This window comes from Nibricoccus aquaticus, assembly GCF_002310495.1.
GTDB classification, from domain to species: domain Bacteria; phylum Verrucomicrobiota; class Verrucomicrobiia; order Opitutales; family Opitutaceae; genus Nibricoccus; species Nibricoccus aquaticus.
In genome coordinates this window covers 3,926,807-3,948,541 of sequence record NZ_CP023344.1, presented here as the reverse complement: position 1 = coordinate 3,948,541, position 21,735 = coordinate 3,926,807, and the positions used below count along the sequence as shown (strand labels likewise).

Annotated in this window: 16 protein-coding genes; 9 read left to right on the top strand and 7 right to left on the bottom strand. The window is 63.2% G+C overall.

Annotated elements, in window-relative coordinates:
- The first annotated feature begins 3 nt into the window (after positions 1 to 3).
- The 7 genes from CMV30_RS15960 (at position 4) to CMV30_RS15930 (ending at position 9,356) form a co-directional block, all read left to right on the top strand.
- Positions 4 to 1,071: an ABC transporter permease gene (locus CMV30_RS15960; protein WP_096056950.1), complete on the top strand. Its 1,068-nt coding sequence runs from the start codon at positions 4 to 6 to the stop codon at positions 1,069 to 1,071.
- On the top strand, positions 1,068 to 2,006 hold the full coding sequence (locus tag CMV30_RS15955) for an ABC transporter ATP-binding protein (RefSeq protein WP_096056949.1): 939 nt from the start codon (positions 1,068 to 1,070) through the stop codon (positions 2,004 to 2,006). The genes CMV30_RS15960 and CMV30_RS15955 overlap by 4 nt, the downstream gene beginning before the upstream one ends.
- Positions 2,007 to 2,296: 290 nt before the next feature.
- Positions 2,297 to 2,737 carry a nickel-responsive transcriptional regulator NikR gene (gene nikR / locus CMV30_RS15950; RefSeq protein WP_096057822.1) on the top strand — a complete coding sequence of 147 codons (441 nt, stop codon included), beginning with the start codon at positions 2,297 to 2,299 and terminating at the stop codon, positions 2,735 to 2,737.
- A 218-nt stretch (positions 2,738 to 2,955) separates the two neighbouring features.
- A complete protein-coding gene (locus CMV30_RS15945) occupies positions 2,956 to 3,687 on the top strand; it encodes an urea amidolyase associated protein UAAP1 (protein ID WP_096056948.1) in 732 nt (243 codons plus the stop codon).
- Complete coding sequence (locus tag CMV30_RS15940) at positions 3,684 to 4,319, top strand: urea amidolyase associated protein UAAP2 (RefSeq protein ID WP_096056947.1); 636 nt, start codon at positions 3,684 to 3,686, stop codon at positions 4,317 to 4,319. Before CMV30_RS15945 ends, CMV30_RS15940 begins: the two co-directional genes overlap by 4 nt.
- A gap of 124 nt (positions 4,320 to 4,443) precedes the next feature.
- A complete protein-coding gene (gene uca / locus CMV30_RS15935; protein WP_096056946.1) occupies positions 4,444 to 8,085 on the top strand; it encodes an urea carboxylase in 3,642 nt (1,213 codons plus the stop codon).
- Between the two features lie 77 nt (positions 8,086 to 8,162).
- Positions 8,163 to 9,356: a glycosylase gene (locus tag CMV30_RS15930; RefSeq protein ID WP_096056945.1), complete on the top strand. Its 1,194-nt coding sequence runs from the start codon at positions 8,163 to 8,165 to the stop codon at positions 9,354 to 9,356.
- Between the two features lie 35 nt (positions 9,357 to 9,391).
- Here CMV30_RS15930 and CMV30_RS15925 read toward each other — a convergent pair whose 3' ends face one another.
- The gene (locus tag CMV30_RS15925; protein ID WP_138223333.1) at positions 9,392 to 10,018 is read right to left on the bottom strand and encodes a hypothetical protein; all 627 of its coding nucleotides are present in this window, start codon (positions 10,016 to 10,018) and stop codon (positions 9,392 to 9,394) included.
- Between the two features lie 152 nt (positions 10,019 to 10,170).
- On the opposite strand from CMV30_RS15925, the gene CMV30_RS15920 reads away from it, so the two are divergent.
- Both CMV30_RS15920 and atzF read left to right on the top strand, forming a co-directional pair.
- The gene (locus CMV30_RS15920) at positions 10,171 to 11,529 is read left to right on the top strand and encodes a BNR repeat-containing protein (protein ID WP_096056943.1); all 1,359 of its coding nucleotides are present in this window, start codon (positions 10,171 to 10,173) and stop codon (positions 11,527 to 11,529) included.
- 207 nt (positions 11,530 to 11,736) lie between these two features.
- Positions 11,737 to 13,509, top strand: coding sequence for an allophanate hydrolase (gene atzF, locus CMV30_RS15915; RefSeq protein ID WP_096056942.1), 1,773 nt, complete (start codon positions 11,737 to 11,739; stop codon positions 13,507 to 13,509).
- A 28-nt stretch (positions 13,510 to 13,537) separates the two neighbouring features.
- Here atzF and CMV30_RS15910 read toward each other — a convergent pair whose 3' ends face one another.
- The 6 genes from CMV30_RS15910 to CMV30_RS15885 all read right to left on the bottom strand — a co-directional run bounded on the left by CMV30_RS15910 (position 13,538) and on the right by CMV30_RS15885 (position 21,731).
- Positions 13,538 to 16,621: an efflux RND transporter permease subunit gene (locus tag CMV30_RS15910; RefSeq protein WP_096056941.1), complete on the bottom strand. Its 3,084-nt coding sequence runs from the start codon at positions 16,619 to 16,621 to the stop codon at positions 13,538 to 13,540.
- Positions 16,618 to 17,739, bottom strand: a complete 1,122-nt coding sequence (locus tag CMV30_RS15905; RefSeq protein WP_096056940.1) for an efflux RND transporter periplasmic adaptor subunit — start codon at positions 17,737 to 17,739, stop codon at positions 16,618 to 16,620. Before CMV30_RS15905 ends, CMV30_RS15910 begins: the two co-directional genes overlap by 4 nt.
- 21 nt (positions 17,740 to 17,760) lie before the next feature.
- Positions 17,761 to 19,182 (bottom strand): efflux transporter outer membrane subunit, encoded by a 1,422-nt coding sequence (locus tag CMV30_RS15900; protein ID WP_175414912.1) that lies wholly within the window; start codon positions 19,180 to 19,182, stop codon positions 17,761 to 17,763.
- Between the two features lie 94 nt (positions 19,183 to 19,276).
- Positions 19,277 to 20,068, bottom strand: a complete 792-nt coding sequence (locus tag CMV30_RS15895; RefSeq protein ID WP_096056938.1) for an SDR family NAD(P)-dependent oxidoreductase — start codon at positions 20,066 to 20,068, stop codon at positions 19,277 to 19,279.
- A 47-nt stretch (positions 20,069 to 20,115) separates the two neighbouring features.
- Complete coding sequence (locus CMV30_RS15890; protein ID WP_138223331.1) at positions 20,116 to 20,562, bottom strand: MarR family winged helix-turn-helix transcriptional regulator; 447 nt, start codon at positions 20,560 to 20,562, stop codon at positions 20,116 to 20,118.
- A 140-nt stretch (positions 20,563 to 20,702) separates the two neighbouring features.
- A complete protein-coding gene (locus tag CMV30_RS15885; protein WP_245844272.1) occupies positions 20,703 to 21,731 on the bottom strand; it encodes a M23 family metallopeptidase in 1,029 nt (342 codons plus the stop codon).
- Positions 21,732 to 21,735 lie beyond the last annotated feature (4 nt).

The following is a 21,735-nucleotide window of genomic DNA, read 5'->3' as shown; positions in this document are numbered from 1 at the left end:
CCGATGTCGAATTCCCCCTGGTTCGCGATCCAGCACCCGCTCACTTCTCGCCGCCGCTTTCTCCTCGGCCTCTTCTCCTTCACGCTCCCCCTGATCCTCTGGTGCGCCGTCAGCTACACCCCATTCATCTGGCACCCGATGATCCGCGTCGAGTCCCCCGGCGGCGTCTCCTGGTTCCGCCCCGGCCTCCTCGTCGAACGCGCCGTCTTCGCCACTGAAAACGCCAAAGCCCTCGCCGCTAACCAACCCGCTGCCACCGGCACCCGCGCCAATCCCGTCTTCCTCCCCGAGCCCCACAAAGTCGCCCAGGCCTTCTACACCGCCTTCACCACCGAGCCCAAACTCCGCGGCGACGTCTGGCTCCACGAAAGTCTCTGGCGCTCCATCCAGACCATCGCGTGGGGTTTCCTGATCTCCTCCGCCATCGGCATCCCGCTCGGCATTCTATGCGGCGCCTATGCCCTTTGGTCGCGCATCAGCGAGCCCGTCATCGACTTCATCCGCTACATGCCCGCGCCCGCCTTCGGTGCCCTCGCCGTCGCTGTCCTCGGCATTAACGACGCCCCGAAGATCGCCATCATTTTCGTCGGCACCTTCTTCCAGCAAGTCCTCGTCGTGGCCAACACGATACGCCGCACCGATCCCTCGCTCCTCGAAGCCGCGCAAACCCTCGGCTGCCGCGGCTTCCGACTCGTCCTCCACGTCATCGTCCCCTCGAAACTCGCCGAGCTCTACACCGACACCCGCATCCTCCTCGGCTGGGCCTGGACTTACCTCATCGTAGCCGAAGTCGTCGGCGTCAGTTCGGGAATCACCTTCTTCATCAATCAACAGGCCAAGTACCGGAACTTCGAAAACGTCTACGCCGCCATCATCATGATCGGCCTCCTCGGCCTCGCGACCGACCAGATCCTCGCCTTCATCGGCAAGCGCCTCTTCCCCTGGGAAACCCAGCGCCCCAGCCGCCTCCGCGCCTTCATCGTCCGCCTCTTCTCCAGCCGCCAGACACCGCTCACCGCGTCTCCGAAATCCCCCGCCATCTCGCCCGCATCCACGGAGGCCCGCTCATGAGCACCTCCCACTCCACCTCTCCGTCCACGTCACCGCTTCCCGACTACCGCGCCCAATCCCCCTCCGTCGCCGTCCGCTTCGCCAAACTCAAAGAGCGCCCGGTCGTCCTCACCGTCGAAAACCTCACGCGCCGCTTTTCCAAACCCGACGGCACCGAAACCACCGCAATCGAGAATCTCAACTTCGTCACCCACCGCCGCGAGTTCGTTTGCATCCTCGGCCCCTCCGGCTGCGGCAAATCCACGCTCATCCGCCTCCTCGCCGGACTCGATACACCCACCTCCGGACGACTCCTCCTCGACGGCAAAGAAGTCCACGGCCCCGGCCCCGACCGCGGCATGGTCTTCCAAGGCTACACGCTCTTCCCGTGGAAAACCGTCATGCAAAACGTGATGTTCGGCCCCCTCATGCGCGGCACCGATTACGCCGAAGCCCGCCGCGACGCCCTGCAATGGCTCGGCCTCGTCGGCCTCTCCAAATTCGCCGACGCCTACCCCAACCAACTCTCCGGCGGCATGAAGCAGCGCGTCGCCATCGCCCGCGCCCTCGCCAACAACCCGCGCATTCTCCTCATGGACGAACCGTTCGGCGCGCTCGACGCCCAGACCCGCGCCCAGATGCAGAAACACCTCCTGCAAATCTGGAAGAACGTCGACGTCACCATCCTCTTCATCACCCACGACCTCGACGAAGCCATCTACCTCGCCGACCGCATCCTCGTCCTCAAAGCCAACCCTGGCCGCATCAACGAACTCATCGAGGTCCCCGTCCCCCGCCCTCGCGATCCCTCGCAATTCACCTCTCCCGAATTCCTCGCCACCCGCGCCCGCCTCGACGCCCTCATCCACCCACCCGCCACCTCCGCCACCGAACCCACCTCCACCGAAAACCTCCCCATCATCCGCCTCACCCAAGCAGGCGACGACGTCGAATGATCACGCGCTTCCAAATTGTAGAAGCGGCTTCACACCGCGATCCCGTCCCAGACATCGACGTCCATTCCGCATCCGTTCCCATCCATGACATCTGTGGTTAAAAATCCGCCCCACCGCCACCTATCCGTCTTCGTACCCTCCCCATAAATCATCCGCCTTTTTCCAGCCTTCCCGATTTCCACATTGAAAATTTCCCCGCCGTCCCCGCCTCACGCCAAATGTTTTCCCCCTCAACAGACTCGCCCTCCGCTACCGCCCGCCGCATTCCTTCCCCAACTGCCGCCGCGCCCATGACCAAGAAAAAAAAGTCCGACAAGATCACCCGCTTCAGCGTCTCCCTCCCTGAAAGCCTCCTCGACGAGTTGGACACCATGGTCGCCCGCCGCGGCTACGCCAGCCGCTCCCAGGCCGTCGCCGCTCTCGCCCGCGACGGACTTGTTGAATACGCCAGCCAGCTCGGCACCGAATCCGTCGCCGGCACGATCAGCCTCGTTTACGACCACACCCAGCGCGGCCTCCAGCAACGCCTCGCCGCCATCCAGCACAAGTACTTCCTCATGGTCGTCACCAGCATGCACGTCCACCTGGAGAACCATAATTACATGGAAGTCCTCCTCGTGCAGGGCCCGGCCCGCGAACTCCAAAAGCTCGCCGACGAACTCGTCACCGCCCGCGGCGTCAAAAACGGCAAGCTGAACCTCACCGCCTCAGCCATGCCGCCTCTACTCTGAGGCAGAGCGCACTAGCTCTAGAGCACCGGCTACTGATAGCCGGACTTCACGATCCAAAAATTTCATTCCTTCGCCCCCCTACTGCCTTGCCTCAGCAATAATACTTTTCGATCATTTTGTAACACTTTATCATTCCTCTTAATCCAGTACCAACTCCGCATCCTCCCGCCTTTTTCCAGCCTTCCTGAGTTCCAGATTAAAAAATCTCCTCCGCCGCCATGTCCGCCGCCACACCGCCCCTCATTCTCTCAAAAACCCTCACCCATTCTGGCCTGTGGTCCGGCGTGATCGGACGTGGAAAAACCCTTCGCCTCACCGACCTCGAAGGCGGCGCCAACGTCGGCCTTCTCCTCTACAACGCCGACCTCCCCAGCGAGCGCTACAACCTCCCCGACACCCTCAAGGGCCAGCACATCTTCTACCTCCGCGCACCCTACTGCCTCCACTCCGACATGGGCCGCATCCTTGCCTCGATCACCAAGGACACCGTCGGCTGGCACGACACCGTCAGCGGCTGCTCCGACAAAAGATCCGTCACCGCCAGGTACGGCGAAAAAACCTACCAGGCCGCCCGCAACGACTATCACCGCAACGCCCACGAAAGCTTCCTCATCGAGCTCGCCAAATGGGACCTCGGCAAACGCGACCTCGTTCCAAACCTGAACCTCTTCAGCAAACTCGTCTCCGACGACACCGGCCGCCTCACCTTCGTCCCCAACAACTCCAAGCCCGGCGACCTCATCGAACTCCGCTTCGAGATGAACACCCTCGTCGTCCTCAACACCTGCCAGCACCCCTTCGACCCCGACCCGGTTTACCACCCGCGCAACGTCCAACTCGAAGTATTCGCCTCGCCACCACCCGCGCTCGACGACCCCTGCCGCAACTCCCGCCCCGAAAACGTCCGAGCCTTCGAAACCACCGAGCTCTACCACGCCCTCCGGTCATGACCTCTAGTTCCCTTTCTCCTGCCAACGCCGCTTACCGCACCACCGTCCTCGCCGGCGACTACTGGGCCCACACCATCCGCCGCGGCCAGACCTTCCGCATCGTCGATCTCGAGGGAAACCAGGCTGCCGACACCCTCTTCCTCGACGCCGCGAATCCGGAAAACCGCTACAGCGCGTCCGACACCATCCGCCACCAAGGCGCGCTCTACCTCACGACCGGTACGCAGCTCATGTCCACCGAAGGCGACATCCTGCTCACCATCACCGCCGACACCTGCGGCCGCCACGACACCCTCGGCGGCGCCTGCTCCCGCGAGAGCAACACCATGCGCTACGCCCACGAAAAAGAGTTCATGCACGCCTGCCGAGACAGCTTCATCCGCGGCGCACAGGAGTGCGGCTGCGAACTCGGGAAGCGCGACATCACCTGCAACATCAACTTCTTCATGAACGTCCCCGTCACCCCCGACGGACAACTCACCTTCGCCGACGGTCTCTCCGCCCCGGGCAAATACGTCGAGCTCCGCGCCGAGCGCGACGTCATCTGCATCATCTCCAACTGCCCCCAGCTCAACAACCCCTGCAACGCCTACAACCCCACCCCCATCGAAGTCCTGATCTGGAACTCCTGAAGAATTCAAATCTGGAACTCAGGAACTCTGGAAAAAGCACACAGCCCTTCGGCATCGCACACAGTTCCGCTCTCCGTTCCAGCCTTCCAGAGTTCCAGACTAAATCATCCGCCTTTCGTCCGTCATGTTCACCAAAGTCCTCATCGCCAACCGCGCCACCATCGCCTGCCGCATCGAGCGCACGCTGCGGCGCATGAACATCAAGTCCGTCGCCGTTTACTCCGAGGCCGACACCGGTTCGCTCCACGTCGACCAGGCCGACGAAGCCGTCCTCATCGGCCCACCGCCCGCCGCGCAAAGCTACCTCGTCGCCGAAAAAATCCTCGCCGTCGCCCGCGAAACCGGCGCTCAAGCCATCCACCCGGGCTACGGTTTCCTCTCCGAAAACGCCGCCTTCGCCGAAGCCTGCGCCGCCGCCGGCATCGTCTTCATCGGCCCCAAGCCCGACCAGATGCGCCGCTTCGGCCTCAAGCACACCGCCCGCGAAGTAGCCCAGCAGCAAAACGTCCCGCTCCTCCCCGGCACCGGCCTGCTCTCCTCCGCCGACGAAGCACTCCGCGAAGCCACGCGTATCGGCTTTCCGGTGATGCTCAAAAGCACCGCCGGCGGCGGCGGCATCGGCATGTCCCTCATCTGGAAACCCGAAGACCTCGCAGCAGCCTTCGCCACCGTCGACCGGCTCAGCCGCAGCAATTTCAAAGACTCCGGCATCTACCTCGAAAAATACGTCGAGCGCGCCCGCCACATCGAGGTCCAGATCTTCGGTGACGGCAAAGGCCACGTCGTCGCTCTCGGCGAACGCGAATGCTCCATCCAGCGCCGCAATCAAAAGATCATCGAAGAAACCCCCGCGCCCTGCCTGCCCGAAGAAACGCGCACACGCCTCCTCGACTGCGCCGAAAAACTCGGCCGCGCCGTCGGCTACGAATCCGCCGGCACCGTCGAGTTCGTCTACGACGACGCCACCAACGAATTCTATTTCCTCGAGGTAAACACCCGCCTCCAGGTCGAGCACGGCGTCACCGAAGAAGTCACCGGCATCGATCTCGTCGAGTGGATGATCAAACAAGCCGCCGGCGAACTCGATCTCTCCTCCTTCAAACGCGCCTCCTCCGGCGCTTCGATTCAAGTCCGTCTCTACTCCGAAGATCCGGGTAAAAATTTCCAGCCCGCCACCGGCACGCTCACCGAGATGACCTTCCCGCGTGGCGCGCGCATAGAGACCTGGATCGCCCGCGGCAGCGAAGTCAGCCCGTTCTACGATCCGATGATCGCCAAGATCATCGTGCGCGGCGCTGACCGCACCGAAGCCCTCGCCCGCCTCGAACAAGCCCTCGCCGACACCCACGTCTCCGGCCTCGAAACCAACCTCCTCTACCTCCGCCAGATCGCCGCCTCCGACGGTTTCCGCGCCGGTCGCGTCACCACGCGCTTCCTCGAAAAACTCCCCTACACCGCGCCCACGATCTCCGTCCTCGACGGCGGCACCCAGACGACCGTCCAAGATTATCCCGGTCGTCTCGGCCACTGGGACGTCGGCGTCCCGCCCTCTGGCCCGATGGACGCCCTCGCCTTCCGCCTCGGCAACCGTCTCGTCGGCAATCCGCCTTCCGCCGCCGGTCTCGAAATCACACTCACCGGCCCGTCGCTCATCTTCAACACCGACGCCATCATCGCCCTCACCGGCGCGACCACCAACGCCACCCTCGACGACCAGCCGCTCGCCTTCTGGCAAACGCAGACCGTCCGCCGCGGACAAACCCTCCGCACCGGCACGATCTCCGGCGCAGGCATGAGAGCCTACCTCTCCGTCCGCCACGGCTTCGACATCCCCGACTACCTCGGCAGCAAAGCCACCTTCACCCTCGGCCAGTTCGGCGGCCACGCCGGCCGCGCCCTCCGCGCGGGCGACGTACTTCGCGTCAACACCCGTCCCGTTTTCGGTGAGTCCAATTCAACTACGCCTGAACTCCCCGCGCTTCCCGCCGAACTAATCCCCGCGCACACCCGCGAATGGGACATCTCGGTTCTCTACGGCCCGCACGGCGCACCAGACTTCTTCCAACCCGAAGACATCGTCGATCTCTTCGACTCCACCTACGAGGTCCACTTCAACTCCGCCCGTACCGGCGTCCGCCTCATTGGTCCGAAACCCCGCTGGGCGCGCAAAGACGGCGGCGAGGCCGGCCTGCATCCGTCCAACATCCACGACAACGCCTACGCCATCGGCACCATCGATTTCACCGGCGACATGCCGATCATCCTAGGCCCCGACGGCCCGAGCCTCGGCGGCTTCGTTTGTCCCGCTACCATCATCGCCGCCGACCTCTGGAAAATCGGCCAGCTCAAACCCGGCGACAAAATCCGCTTCCAAGTCGTCACCGCCGCTGAGGCCCGCATCCGTGAAGCCGCTCAGGAAGCGTCCATCGAAACGCTCCAAGCCATATCACTTTCATTTCCCGCTCTTAAGACAGTCTCCCCTTCGCAACCCTCGCTCCTTCGCGAGGCCCCTGTCCTCCACCGCATCGAGGAAAAACCCGGCACGCCCGCCGTCGCCTACCGCCGCTCCGGCGACAAGTACCTGCTCGTCGAATACGGCCCGCTCGTCCTCGATCTCAACCTCCGCTTCCGCGTCCACGCTCTCATGCAGTGGCTCGCCGGCAACCACACGCCCGGCCTGCTCGATCTCACGCCCGGCATCCGCTCGCTCCAGATTCACTACGAGAGCCGCGTCCTCCCCATCGAGCGCCTCCTCGAAACTCTTATCTCCGCCGAGCGCCACTTGCCGTCCATCGACGACATGGAAGTCCCCACGCGCATCGTCCACCTGCCACTCTCGTGGGAAGACGAGTCAACGCTCCTGGCCATCCGCAAATACATGCAGACCGTCCGCAAGGACGCCCCGTGGTGCCCGAGCAACATCGAGTTCATCCGCCGCATCAACGGCCTCGACTCGATCGACGACGTTAAACGCATCTGCTTCGACGCCTCCTACCTCGTCCTCGGCCTCGGCGACGTCTACCTCGGCGCTCCCGTCGCTACGCCCGTCGATCCGCGTCACCGCCTCGTCACTACCAAGTACAACCCCGCCCGCACTTGGACGCCCGAAAACGCCGTCGGCATCGGCGGCGCCTACATGTGCGTCTACGGCATGGAAGGCCCCGGCGGCTACCAATTCATCGGCCGCACCGTCCAGATGTGGAACCGCTGGCGCCAAACCGCCGACTTCAAAGACGGCAAGCCCTGGCTCCTCCGCTTCTTCGACCAGGTTCGTTTCTACGAGTGCAGTCCGAAAGAGCTCCTCAAATTTCGCGAAGATTTCCCGCTCGGCCGCCACAAACTCCGCGTCGAAGAACAAACCTTCCGCCTGCGCGACTACCAAAAATTCCTCACCGACAACGCGTCGTCGATCACCGCGTTCAAAACCAAACAACAGGCCTCCTTCGACGCCGAACGTCACCGCTGGGAACTCTCTGGCCAGCTCAACTTCTCCGCCGAAAACGAATCCGCCGCCTCCAGCGCGACCGACGCCGTTGCTATCCCCGCCGGTTGCAACGCAATCACCGCCCAAGTCCCCGGCAACGTCTGGAAAATTACCTCTGCTGTCGGCGATAAAATCACCCGCGACCAACCACTCGCGATTCTCGAATCCATGAAAATGGAAATCTCGGTCCTTAGCACTGAGCCCGGCGAGATCGTCGAAATCCGCTGCACCGAAGGAAAACCCGTCAACGCCGGCGACATCATCGCCATCATCCGCCCGTGATCGGACAAACCGTCGCCACCTTTTCCCTCGCCCTCATCATCGGAGCGTAACGAAATCCCGGGCACACTTCGCCCGTCATGAGCTCACGTTTTTCCACCGCCCGCCCCTTGGCTCTGCTCGCCGCCTCGCTCGCACTTCTTCCGCTCGCCCGCGCATCCACGGCCACCGCCTCCTCTTCTTCCGAATCGCCAGCACCCGCCCCCGCCACCCGCACCGTCATCCCCTTCCCCGCCGCCAAGCCGCGCCTCGTGAAAAGCGCGGTCATGCAGCAGATCTACGACGAGGTGAAAACTCCGTTCAAATACGGCGTGATCCTCAAACCCGAGGACGGCGAACTCATCGATTGCCCCAACGTCTTCCGCCACGGCGGCCGCTGGTACATGATGTTCGTCGCGAACAAAGATAAAGTCGGCTACGAAACCCACCTCGCCGTCAGCGACGACCTGCTGCATTGGACGCGCCTTGGAAAAATCCTGCCCTTCTCCAAACAGGGCTGGGACGCCTGGCAGGGCGACGGCGGTCTCGCGCTCTACGACACGAAATGGGACGGCTCACACGAGCTCGCCAAACACGACGGCAAATACTGGCTCTCCTACATCGGCGGCGCTCAACAAGGCTACGAACCCGACCCGCTCGCCATCGGACTCGCTAACACTGACGACCCGACCGCGATCAAAGAATGGTCACGCCTCCCGGAAAATCCCGTCCTCTCGCCGCACCAGCCCGACGTACGCGACTTCGAACACACCACACTCTACAAGAGCGCCATCATCCGCGACGAGCAGCGCACCCTCGGTGCGCCGTTCGTCATGTTCTACAACGGCAAGTCCCCCCTGCGCGGCATTGAGACCATCGGCATCGCCATCTCCGACGATCTCCGCAACTGGCGCCGCTTCGGCCACGGTCCCGTCGTCGCCAACATCGGCACCTCCGCGTGGGCCATCAGCGGCGATCCACAAATCACCAAGATCGGCGACGCCTGGGTCATGTTCTATTTCGGCGCATTCTATAAGCCCAAAGCCTTCGACACCTTCGCCGTCTCCTACGACCTCGTCCACTGGACGAAATGGGAAGGCCCGCACCTCATCGAGCCGAGCGAGCCCTACGACAAAGACTTCGCGCACAAGCCCTGGATCATGAAACACGACGGCGTCGTCTATCACTTCTACTGCGCCGTCGGCGAACAAGGCCGCGTCATCGCCCTCGCAGCGTCCCAAGACTTACGTACGCGCGAAGCAAATGCGACCGACGCAAAAACAGAAAAGCACTGAATCCTTTGCGATGACCTCCGGGCACAGTGCACAGTTCACTGTTTCGCCAGCTCGTACACATTGATCCCCAGCACGAGCGAACCGATCGGCACACCGTCATCGAGCACAGGTACTGCGATCTGGACCACTTTGGCGGCACTCGACTCGTCATAAACGATGGCACCGCAGTAAATCTTTCCGGCCATCGGTTCATCGTGCTTCGCCGCACCATGATGGTTCCAATTTGTCGTCTTCTCGAGCATCGCCACCTTGTTGCCAGCGGCGTCGTTCACAAATGCTTCAGAGATAAAAATACTTTTCTCCCTTCGCATGAACTTCGCCGCATCATTTGCCCGGAGTGTGCGCAACACGTCACTACTGCCCTCAAGAGCGGCCCACTTCTCACGTGAAAGACCCTGAAGCAATGGAGACAGCCCTTTGTTCTGAGCCCGAACCGCGGTCAAAACCTCAGGCGAAGACGCCCACGTTTGCGCTAGTTGAGTCCAGTCCTTGAGTTTTGCTTCCAAGCGAAGATTGGGCTCAGCGGCGAACGAACTGACCAAGCCGCATAAAACAAAGACCGCTGCGAGAACCAGTCGGGACCAAAGCCGGGCGAGGAGAGCGGGCGTTTCGAAGGACATATTCGCAAGCAGGGTGGAGGGGAGTGGAGAGATGATGTTCACATTTCCATCCTGCCAGAAACCCCATCGGGAGGCTGTCACGGAGGTGTCACAAAAAGTCTCAACGCATCAAAGACTCCGAAGACGTCCCGATCAGAGTTTCTCTAAAACAACCTCGGCTCATTCCTCTGAAGACTACAACATGTGACTCCCCCATGCGCACAGTGCATCGCTTTCACACCGGCCTTCTCCTGGCTGGCCTCTCGCTCCTGCCACTGATAGCTCTCGCGCCCGGTTCGGCCATAGCCGCTGGAACACTCCAGCGCTCCCCCATCGCCGGCAACGCCTTTGCCGGTAGCTCCGTCAACGTCGTCGCCAACATCCGCCAGTCCATCGCCTCTCACAACGGCCAGCAGTTCACTGCCTTCTATGACGTCGATGGCTTCATGGTCCTCGCCCGCCGTGCCCTGAATTCAGATACACAGCCCTCCGCCTGGGAAACTCACCGCACATCCCATCGCGGCAACGTCGCCGACGCCCACAACTCCATCAGCCTCGCCATCGACGGCGCCGGCTTCCTCCACGTCTCCTGGGATCACCATGGCAACCCGCTCAACTACGCCCGATCCGTCGCTCCCGGCTCGCTCGAACTCGCCACGAAATCCCCGATGACCGGCCAGCGCGAAGCCCGCGTCACCTACCCGCAATTCTTCCCCCTTCCCTCCGGCGATCTCCTCTTCCTCTACCGCGACGGCCGCTCCGGCCAGGGCTCTCTCGTTCTCAACCGCTACGACACCGCTACCCAGACCTGGCGCACCGTTCAACCCGACCTCATCAGCGGCGAAGGCCAGCGCAGCCCCTATTGGGCCATGACCGTCGATGCGCGCGGCACCCTCCACCTCGCCTGGAACTGGCGCGAATCCCCCGACGTCGCCAGCAATCACGACCTCGCCTACGCCCGCTCGACCGACGGCGGCCTCTCCTGGACCAAGAGCGACTCCACGTCTTACGCGTTGCCCATCACCGCCGCCTCAGCCGAGTACGCCGCGCTGATCCCGCAAAACTCCAACCTCATGAACCCGCCGTTCATCACGACCGACTCCGCCAGCAACCCCGCCATCGTCAGCTACTGGTCGCCCAAGCCCGACGCCGCCCCGCAATTCCAAATCATCCACCACGACGGCAAAACCTGGCAGCAAATTCCCGGCCCCGCTCGCACCGATAAATTCTCCCTCGCCGGCACCGGCACCAAACGCCCGCCCATCTCTCGCGCTCTCCTCCTGTTTTCATCTTCCGCCAAAACCTCCTCGCTCCACCTCGTCTACCGCGACGACTCCCGCTCCGGCCGCATCATCATCGCCACCCGCGAATCCATCCCCGACTCCGTCTGGCGCGAAACCGAACTCACCCCCGATTCCGTCGGCGCATGGGAACCCTCCTTCGATCCCGTCGCGTGGGAAAAATTCCAGCAATTCCACATACTCGTCCAACGCGCCGAGCAACGCGACGGCAACGACCACACCGCCGCCCCAACCCCGCCCGAAAAAATCTCCGTCCTCACCTGGACCCCGTAGGGCTCGCGCTCGCGCGACGCCTCCGCCGCTCCCCTTGGAGCGGACGACCTCGGTCTCGTCCGCATCCGAATTGAGCACTAAGCGTTAAACGTTGAGCGTTCCCCGTCCCGTCCCTCGTCCACTCCTCCCGCCGCCCATCCTCTTAATCCCGTAAATCCTGTCCAAACTCCGATTCCCCTCCGGCACACAACACGCTTAGCTCCCGGTGTGAAACCCTCGCCCACGCACAACGTCGCCCTCGATCTCGCGTCCCTCCGCACAGCCCTCGCCCAGGGCCTCACCCCCACCGCGCTCATCGAAGAGATCTGGCACCGCGAACAAGCCTGGGCCGATCCCGCGCTCTGGATTCACCGCCTCCCCAAATCCGCCTGGCAACAATCCGCCGCCGCCCTCGAAGCCTCCGGCCCCTCCGCGCAACGCCCGCTCTTCGCCGCGCCCTTCGCGATCAAAGACAACATAGACCTCGCCGGCGTCCCCACGACCTCCGCCTGCCCCGCCTACGCCTACACACCCGCCGCCTCTTCCCCCGTCGTCGACCGCCTCATCGCAGCCGGAGCCATTCCCCTCGGCAAAACCAATCTCGATCAATTCGCCACCGGCCTCGTCGGCGTCCGCTCGCCCTACGGCACGCCGCGCAACGCCTTCAACGCCGCCTACCTCCCCGGCGGCTCCAGCTCCGGCTCCGCCACCGCCGTCGCCGCCGGACTCTGTAGTTTTTCTTTGGGCACCGACACCGCCGGCTCCGGCCGCATCCCCGCTTCCTTCAATAACCTCGTCGGCCTCAAGCCCACTCGCGGCCTCCTCAGCACCCGCGGCCTTGTCCCCGCCTGCCGCACGCTCGACTGCATCTCCATCTTCACGCGCACCATCGCCGACGCCGCCGAAGTCCTCTCCGTCGCCGCCGCCTTCGACCCCGAAGATCCCTACAGCCGCCCCGCCACCCCGCCCGTCTCCGACGAAACCTGGCCGCCCCGCATCGGCGTCCCTCGCGCCGATCAGCTCAAATTCTTTGGCAACACCGACGCCGAGAAACTCTTCGCCAACGTCATCGAACGCTGGCGTCACCTCGGCGCGACCATCGTCGAGATCGACTACACGCCCTTCATCGACGCCGCCCGGCTCCTCTACGAAGGCCCGTGGGTCGCCGAGCGCTTCGCCGCCATCCGCGACTTCATCGAAAAATCCCCCGACGCCCTCCACCCCGTCACGCGCAAGATCATCGAGGGCGCCCGCACCCAGACCGCCGTCAGCGCCTTCGAATCCATCTACAAACTCGCCGCCCTCCGCCGCCGCGCCGAATCCGTCTGGGCCAACATCGACGTCCTCCTCACACCCACCGCCGGCACCATCTACAAGGTCGCCGAAGTCGAAGCCGACCCGATCCAGCTCAACAGCAACCTCGGCTACTACACGAACTACATGAACCTGTTCGACCTCTGCGCCGTCGCCGTCCCCGCCGGTTTCCTCCCGAGCGGCCTGCCGTGGGGCGTCACACTGGTCGCTCCCGCCTTCCACGACGACCGCCTCCTCCGCCTCGGCGCTAAATTCCTCGGCGAACAACCGCCCATCCGCTCCGTCGCTCCCTCTGGCCCGTCCGTAAAACTCGCCGTCTGCGGCGCCCACCTCAGCGGACTCCCGCTCAACGGCCAGCTAGCCCGCCTCGGCGCCCGCCTCGTCCGCGCCACGACCACCGCGCCCGCCTACAAACTCTTCGCCCTCCCCGGCACGACTCCGCCCAAACCCGGCCTTATCCGCGTCACCGACGGCGGCGCCGCCATCGAGGTCGAAGTCTGGGAACTCCCCGTCTCCGCCTACGGCCACTTCGTATCCGCCATCCCGGCACCGCTCGGCATCGGCACCATCACCCTCGCCGACGGCGAGTCCGTCCAAAGCTTCCTCTGCGAAGCCGCCGCCCTCACCGCCGCCCGCGACATCACCAGCTTGGGCGGCTGGCGCGCCTTCCTCAAAAATCCGTCTTGATCGAGGTGCATCAGCTCCGACACCGCAGTCAGACCGCACTGACCGCGTGATGGTTGCTTCGTCTGGGCTGCTTCACCTTGAACCAGATCGCATAGAGCGCAGGCAGGAACAGCAGCGTGAGCACCGTCCCCGCGCCGACGCCGCCGATCAGCACATAGGCGAGCGATCCCCAGAACGACGAATGCGTCAGCGGAATGAACGCCAGCATCGCCGCCACCGCCGTCAACACGACCGGACGCGCGCGACGCACCGTGGATTCCACGATGGCTTCGTAATCCGACATCCCCGCCGCCTTATCGTGCTGGATCTGATCGACGAGGATCAGAGTATTTCGAATCAAAATTCCCGACAGGCCGATCAGCCCGAGGATCGCGTTGAAGCCGAACGGCTGACCGAAAAGGATCAACGTCGGAACTGCACCGACCAACCCCAGCGGCCCTGTGGCGAAAACCATGAATGTGGCGGAGAACGAACGCACCTGAAACATGATCAACGCCAGCGTCGAGATGATCATCACGGGAAACAGCAGCACGAGAGCGTCGTTTGCTTTCGCGCTTTCCTCGACCGAGCCGCCCGTGTCGATCCGGTGGCCGTCGGGCAGTCGCGCCTTGATCGCCGCGAGCTGGGGCAACACCTCCGCCGTCACGTCAGGAGGTTGCACGCCATCGATCACGTCGCCTTGCACCGCGATGTAGGGCTCGCGGTTGTAGCGTTTCAGCACGGCATCCTCCATGCGTGTTTCCAGTCGGGCGATCTGCCGAAGCGGCAGGGACCGGCCTTGCTCGTTTCGAACGATGACGTCGCCAATCTCCCCCAGTCCATCGCGCTCAAGCTTCGGGCTCCGCACTTGGACATTCACGATGCGATCTCCGCTTCTCACTTGGGAAACGGTCACGCCTTGAAGCACCGACTGAAGCTGCAGCGCGACATCCTGCGGATTCAGGCCGAGCAAGTGCAGCCGCTCTTCGTCGAAGGCCAGATGCAGCACCGGCGTTTTCTCGCCCCAATCCAGATGCACATCGCGAAGCCGCGGATTCTGCGCCATGACCTGCCGGACTTCCTCCGCGATCCTCCGCAGCTCATTCAGATCGCCGCCCGTCACACGGAAGAGCACGGGATAAGGCACTGGCGGTCCGAATACGAACTGCGTCACACGCACGCGCGCCTCCGAGAATTTTCCCTCGGCCACCAGCTCGCGGATCTTGGTTTTCAAGATGTCCCGCTGCCGGGGATTCTCCGTCTGGATGACCATCTGAGCAAAGGAAGGATTCGGCAGCTCCGAATTCAGCGACATGAAAAACCGCGGAGCGCCTTGGCCCACATAGCTGGTGACATGCTGAGCCTCCGGGAATTCGGCCAGTGCTTGCTCGATGCGATGAACCGTTTGCTCCGTCGTCGCGAAAGCCGACCCCGCCGGCAGGTTAATTTCCAACGTCAGCTCGGTGCGGTCTGAGTTGGGGAAAAATTGTTTCTTCACAAGCGACATCCCCAACACCGACGCAACGAAGAGCGCCACGGTAACGCCCATCGCCAGCCACTTGTGATCGACGCAGGCCCGGATGAGCCGACGGAATCGCTCGTAGTTTTTCGTTCCGTAGATCGAGTGGTGATCGTCCGCTTTCACCGGAATGTCCGGCAGCAGTTTCACTCCCATGTACGGCGTGAAAATCACCGCCACGAACCACGAAACGAGCAGCGAAAAGGCGACGATCCAGAAAATGTTTCCCGCGTATTCGCCGGCGGTTGAGCGCGCGAAGCCGACCGGTAGAAACCCGACCACCGTCACGAGCGTTCCGGTCAGCATCGGCGCCGCCGTGGACGTCCACGCGTAGCCCGCCGCTTTTATGCGGTCCCAGCCTTCCTCCATTTTCACGACCATCGTCTCGATCGCGATGATCGCGTCATCGACCAGCAGACCGAGCGACAGAATCAGCGCGCCCAACGTGATGCGGTCAAAGTCCCGCCCGGTCACGAGCATGATGAGGAAAACCGCGCCGAGCGTAAGCGGCACGGCCGCCGCCACGACGATGCCCACGCGAAATCCGAGGGCCAGCAGGCTCACCAAAATCACCACCCCCAGCGCGGTGAAAAACTTCACCATGAATTCGCTGATGGCCGCGTTGATGACCACGGATTGGTCGGAAATCTTCTCAAGCGAAATGCCTACCGGCATCTCGGCCTGGAGCCGCTCCACTTCAGCCGCGAGGTCCTTGCCCAGGGTGAGGCCGTTGTAGCGTTTGTGCATGACCACACCAAGAACCAGCGCGGGCGCGCCGCCTTCGCGGATAAGATTGCTGGGCGGATCTTCGTAGCCTTTGCGAACCTCCGCCACGTCGCCGACGGTCAACGTCGCGCCAGGCACCGGAAGCGGGATCGCGCGTACCGACTCCACGTCCGTGATCGCACCGTCCACGCGCAGATAAACCCGCGGGCCCGCCGCCTCGACGAAGCCCGACGGCGTCACGTCGTTGTGCCGCGCGATGGCGCTGAACAACGCCTGCGCGCTCACGCCCAGCGTCGCGAGCCGTTGATAGGAGATTTCCACGAAAATCTTCTGATCCTGTTCGCCGAGCAGTTTCACTTTCTGAACTCCCGGCACGCGGGTGAAACGCTGGCGCAGCCGCTCCGCCTCTTGCACCAATTCCCGATGCGGAAGATCCGCCGACTTCAGCGCGTAGAGCGAAAAATACACGTCGGAGTACTCGTCGTCGAAGATCGGACCGAGCACGCCGCGCGGCAGAAAACGCGCTTCGTCGGAGAGCTTTTTGCGGACCTGATAAAACTCGTCAGGCACGTCCGCCGGCGGCGTGTTGTCCTTCAGAAAAACCTTCATCGTCATCAGTCCCGGCCGCGACGTCGTCTCCGCACGGTCATAGTGCTCGAGTTCCTGGAGGCGCTTCTCCAGGCGGTCCGCCACTTGGTTCTGCATTTCCCCCGCCGTGGCGCCCGGCCAGACCGCCGTGACCGTCATGATCTTCACGACAAATGTCGGGTCTTCCGCGCGACCGAGCCTCGTGAATGCGAGCAACCCCGCGCCCGCAATCGCGATCAGCAAAAACAACGTGATGGCACGCTCCTTGACCGCCAGAGCGGATAAATTGAAACGGCTCATTTCGCCTCCTTCGGAGAAGACTTCGCCACGCGCACCGTCTCACCCGGGTTCAACAGTTGAGCGCCGAGGGCAACAACCACGTCACCATGCTTGAGCCCGTCGCGAATCGACGCGGTTTCCGCTCCGAGTTTGGCGATGGAGACCGCGCGCTTCTGAAGAGTCGAAGTGGTGGCATCGACCACCCACACCGCGGCGCCATCGCCGCGATCGATCAAACTGCCGAGCGGGATTTCCGTGATCTTCTCCGCATCGTCTCCGGCCGCAGTGACACGAACCGTGACCGTGGCGCCCAGTGGAAATTGGGCCGCGTCCCCTTCGAGCACATAGCGCGCTTGATAAGTGCGCGCCACCGGATCGGCGACGCCCGAGATTTCCCGAAACGTCGCGGGCACTCTCACCTCGGAGTTCAGGTAAAGTTGAGCCGTAGCCTGTTGGCCGCGGATTCTTTCCAGCGAGCGCTCGGGAATATCGACGGCGGCCTCACGCGGGCCGTCTTTGGCGAGCACGAGCACCGGCTGTCCGGCCGCGACCACTTGTCCGGGCTCGGCCAGCGTCGTCATCACGACACCATCGGCGTCCGCGTACAACGTGGTGTAGCCGGCCTGATTCGCGAGTTGCTCCGCCAGCGCGGCAGAGCTTTCCGCAGCGGCGACCGCCTTTTCCAAAACATCCCGCGACTCCGCCCGCTTCTCCACGAGAACGCGCACGCGCTCCAGTTCGAGGCTGGCCTGCTTATGGACCGCGCGCGCGGCTTGCAGCGCGAGCTGGTAGTCGGTCGCGTCGAGTTTCAGCAACGGCTGGCCGGTCTTCACGGCCTCGCCTGCGTTCACCAAGCGTTCGGAAATCTTTCCTGCCACCCGAAACCCCAGCTGACTTTCGGTGCGCGCCCGGACGACGCCCGTGTAGTTGACGTTCCCAGACGAAGCGGGCCGCTCCGTATCGATCTGCACAACCCGGACCACGTGAGCTGCTCGGTCCTTCACCGTGGCTTCGTCACGACTGCATCCGGGCAGCGTGACGCCTGCGGCGGAGATTAAAACGATCAGCGGAATGAGGCGCGTCCGCGTCGTGTGGACAGACGGAGACGCGGCCGCGTTGGATTTAAGGAGAGAGTTCATAGGTCAATTCGGTGAAAGGCTTCAGTTAGACTTTGAGAGTGTTGCGGAAGGAGTTTCCCAGCCGCCGCCGAGCGCGCGGATGAGAGCGACGCGCGTGATCAGGCGCTGCCCGGCCAATGCCGCCGCACCTCGTTCAACCGACAACGCGGTGCGCTGCGCATCGATCACCTCCAGGTAACTCGTGCTGCCCGCGAGATAACGCTCGTCAGCCAGATCGCGGACTTTGCGCGCGCTCACCACGGATCGGGAAACTGCGTCTGCCTGCTCGGACAGTCGTTGCGACGCGGTCAGCGCATCCTGCACTTCGCGAAATGCGACCAGGACGCTTTGCCGATAGCCGGCGACCGTCTCCTCGTAGGTGGCCTGGCTGCGCTGATAGTTCGCCCGATTCCGTCCGCCCTGAAAAAGAGGAAGGTAAACACTCGGGCTGATCGCCCATGCCCGGCTGTCGCTCAGGAAAAGATCATCGATCGCCGCGCTCGCGTATCCAGCACTTCCCGTCAGAGAAATCGCCGGGAAGAACGCGGACTTCGCGACACCGATCCGCGCATTCGCGGCGCGCAGGTTATTTTCCGCCGCCGCCAGATCAGGGCGACGCATCAACAACTCGCTCGGCAAACCCACCGGAATCGCCGGGAGCGCGCGCGCCGTCTGCCGGCCCTCAGCCACTTCAAATCCCGGAGCCGCTTGTCCGACTAAAACAGCCAGTCCGTTCTTCAACGAAGAGCGGCGATTCGCGAGGGCAGCGCAGTCCGCTTCGGATATCGACACCGCCAGCTTCGCCTGCTCGACCGCGAGATCGGTGGCGCGCCCCGCGTCGCGACGCGCTTCGACGAGCGTCAGCATCTCCTTCTGCAACGCGAGCGTCTCAGCCACGATCCGCACTTCCTCATCGGTGGCCTCCAGAGCGAAGTAGGCCGACGCCGTTTCCGCCGCGATGGCCAGGCGCGTGGCTTCCGCGAGTTCCTGCGTCGCGAGAAAACCAGCGCGCGCAGTTTCATTGAGCCGACGCACCCGGCCAAAGAGATCGATCTCCCACGCAACCGTCAGCGGCAGGCGATAAGTGGTCGTGAGACTATTCGGGAATAGATTATCCACGGTTTCGGACGTGCGTTCCCGCGTCGCCAGACCGGTCGCGCCGACCATCGGAAGATACGCTGAACGCGCTTCACCCGTCAGCGCGCGCGCTTGTTCGACGCGTGCCACCGCCGCCTTGAGACTCTGATTTTCCGTCAGCGCCGCTGTGACGTAACGGTCCAGAGTCGGATCGCCAAAATCGCGCCACCACTCCCTCGCGATGCGGGTGCCAGCATCAGCGGAACGCTGGCTGGAAATAGTTTCGTAGCCACCCGCCGTGGGAGTTTCCGGGCGTCGATAGTCAGGACCGACCGCCGGCAATGAGCATCCGCTCAACGCGGCCACCGCGAGCAGTCCGGCGAACATCGCGGGCTGCGGCCTGCGTGGTCGCCCCGTCAAAGACGCGCCCGAAGAATTGTGTGAAAGAGTATCCATAAAAGTGCGCAATGCGTCGGTGCCGTCACCCGTTCATCGTCTGGGACATCACTGCCTGGTGCAGCCAGCGCGGCGTCGCCCACGTGAAAACCGCGACCGCTTTATTGCCCAAACCCGGAACGACGCTCATGCGGCCGGCCTCCAACGCGCGCATCCCGATTCTAACAACGGGCTCCGGCTTCATCATAAGCCGCTTCAAGATCGGCGTGATCTTTTGCTGCGCCGCTTGAGCGAATCCGGTTTCCGTCACGCCCGGGCACAGGGTCGTCACCGTGATACCGTCGCGCTTGAGCTCGCGATGCAGCGCTTCCCCCAGCCGCAGCACGTAGGCTTTCGCCGCCGCATAAACCGCAAAGTTCTCCACCCCTTGGTAAGCCAGCAGACTGGCGACGAGCAGAATCTTCCCCCGGCGCCGTTCACGCATGTCCCGGGCGAACACATGGGTGACCGCGGTCAGGCTGGCGATGTCGAGCTGCACCATCGCCAGCGCCGCATCGAGTTGGCTGTCGATGAACGGCCCCTGCAGGCCGTGCCCCGCGTTGTTGATGAGCATGTCGATCACCACGCCGCGCCCACGGAGCCGCGCATGCAGTTGGCCGATGGCGGCAATATCCGACAGATCGACCTGCTCCACGATGACCTCGACGTTGAACTGCTGCCCCAGTCGCTCGGCGAGCGCCTGCAGCCGGTCGAGCCGACGCGCGACGAGCACGAGGGGATGGCCCTGTTGGGCATATTGGCGTGCGAACTCTTCGCCGAGGCCGCTGGAGGCGCCGGTGATGAGAACCCAGGTCTGGTTGGTTGGCTTGGTGTGCATATACACAGTTAAATCAATGGTTTTCTTTTTTAGCCCGTTGGCGGGTTTTAAGAGGCTTTGTCGAGAGCCAGCGCCGCCGTCTCGAGGTCGGCCAGGAGCGCGGACCAGCGTTGCTCGCCCAGCGTTTTGACGGCGGCCCGTTGCGCCGCGCGCCAGGCCGGCATCGCCGCCGCAACCTTCTCACGTCCTTCGGCAGTGATCGACAGTTCCACCCGCCCCCCCCGCCCGCTTCCCTCGGCCATCACCAGGCCATCCCGCTGCAACGGCCGGAGCGTGCGAACCAGCGTGGTGCGTTCCATTCCAAGCGCGTCGCTCAAGTCCGCCATGCTCCAGCTCTCCTTGGCCCTCAGCGTGAGGAGTAGCGTACCCTGCGTGGGGCGGATTCCGTGCCTGCGCATTTCTGCATCAAAGAACTTCGTCATCGCCCGCGTCACCCAGCGCAGGTTGAAGCACACGCAGTTCTCCGGGAGGGAAAAATTCAGTTCTTTGCTCATAATGTGTGCATATGCACACCTATTCTCGAAATTGTCCAGCCTCCAGTTGTTTTTCGAACCACACCCCTGGCGCGCAGCCCCGCCTAAGCGGACCTGTTTCATGACATCGTCGGCGCGCGTAGACTAAACTCCAACCCCGCTCACAGCTCCTCCCGCAGCCCGAACACCAGCTGCAACACCGTCTCCAAATCCTTCCCGATCGCCGGCTTCCCGCGCTTCATAAACACCAGCGAGCGGCACCGGTTTTTCTTCAAGATCCCCTCATCGCTAGCCACCACGCGCACTTCGTTTGTTCCCATCCCGATCAGCTCCATCGCCGTCAACGGCGTCCACGCGAACGGCACGCCCATCTCGTTAAACGCCACCTCCCAGCCCGCCACCAGCGAGTCCGTCGGCATCGGTTTCGCCAGCAACGCCGGATAACGCTCGATAAAATCCGGCACCCGCCGCGTCGCCACCCGCACCTTCACCGCCGGTTTCAACTGCGCAAAATATTGCTGAAACGTCTCCACCCGCCGCGCTCTCAGCTGATCGAAAAAATCCAGCGGATCGATCCCGATCAGGTTCATCCCATTCCACAGCCCGTGCTCGTTGCGGCTCCCGAACTTCTTAAAATTATACCACCCCTGAAAATCCCGCGTCAGCATCACCCCGATCTCGAAATGCAGATGCGCCCGGTCCTTGGGAATCGCATACCCGCTCGCACTCCGCCCCATCACCGCGATCTCCTGCCCGCGCTCCACTTTCGCCCCCACACTCAACCCTGGCGCGATGCTCGCCAGATGCGCATACAACGTGAACACGCCCGGCAACTGGTCCGGATGCTCGATCACGATGTATCGTCCGTAACTGCTGTTTCCCGCCTGCCGGCTGATGTGCCTCACCACGCCGCTCATCGCCGCGAAGACCGGATCCACCGCCTCGCCCTGCCGGTTCCGCTTCACCGGCTTGATGTCGATCCCTTCGTGAAACTGCGCCCCTCCGCTCCGCGTGCATCCAAAAAGCCCCGACTCCAGCACACCCGACGCCGTCGGCTGGATGAACGTCTCCAGCGGCTTCCCCTCGAAATAGGCCGTGCTCGGCGTCGGCCACACGATCTCCACCCGCTGCGCAAAAACCGACACCGAAAGCACACACAAACCAGCCAGAGAAATCATCAGTCGCATCATAAAA

Bases quoted from the DNA above. Each gene is read 5' to 3' on its own strand.
- CMV30_RS15905 (WP_096056940.1), bottom strand. From the start codon at position 17,739: ATGAACTCTCTCCTTAAATCCAACGCGGCCGCGTCTCCGTCTGTCCAC.
- CMV30_RS15920 (WP_096056943.1), top strand. From the start codon at position 10,171: ATGCGCACAGTGCATCGCTTTCACACCGGCCTTCTCCTGGCTGGCCTC.
- CMV30_RS15895 (WP_096056938.1), bottom strand. From the start codon at position 20,068: ATGCACACCAAGCCAACCAACCAGACCTGGGTTCTCATCACCGGCGCC.
- CMV30_RS15955 (WP_096056949.1), top strand. From the start codon at position 1,068: ATGAGCACCTCCCACTCCACCTCTCCGTCCACGTCACCGCTTCCCGAC.
- CMV30_RS15910 (WP_096056941.1), bottom strand. From the start codon at position 16,621: ATGAGCCGTTTCAATTTATCCGCTCTGGCGGTCAAGGAGCGTGCCATC.
- CMV30_RS15945 (WP_096056948.1), top strand. From the start codon at position 2,956: ATGTCCGCCGCCACACCGCCCCTCATTCTCTCAAAAACCCTCACCCAT.
- uca (WP_096056946.1), top strand. From the start codon at position 4,444: ATGTTCACCAAAGTCCTCATCGCCAACCGCGCCACCATCGCCTGCCGC.
- CMV30_RS15890 (WP_138223331.1), bottom strand. From the start codon at position 20,562: ATGAGCAAAGAACTGAATTTTTCCCTCCCGGAGAACTGCGTGTGCTTC.
- CMV30_RS15930 (WP_096056945.1), top strand. From the start codon at position 8,163: ATGAGCTCACGTTTTTCCACCGCCCGCCCCTTGGCTCTGCTCGCCGCC.
- CMV30_RS15960 (WP_096056950.1), top strand. From the start codon at position 4: ATGTCGAATTCCCCCTGGTTCGCGATCCAGCACCCGCTCACTTCTCGC.
- CMV30_RS15885 (WP_245844272.1), bottom strand. From the start codon at position 21,731: ATGATGCGACTGATGATTTCTCTGGCTGGTTTGTGTGTGCTTTCGGTG.
- CMV30_RS15940 (WP_096056947.1), top strand. From the start codon at position 3,684: ATGACCTCTAGTTCCCTTTCTCCTGCCAACGCCGCTTACCGCACCACC.
- nikR (WP_096057822.1), top strand. From the start codon at position 2,297: ATGACCAAGAAAAAAAAGTCCGACAAGATCACCCGCTTCAGCGTCTCC.
- CMV30_RS15900 (WP_175414912.1), bottom strand. From the start codon at position 19,182: ATGTTCGCCGGACTGCTCGCGGTGGCCGCGTTGAGCGGATGCTCATTG.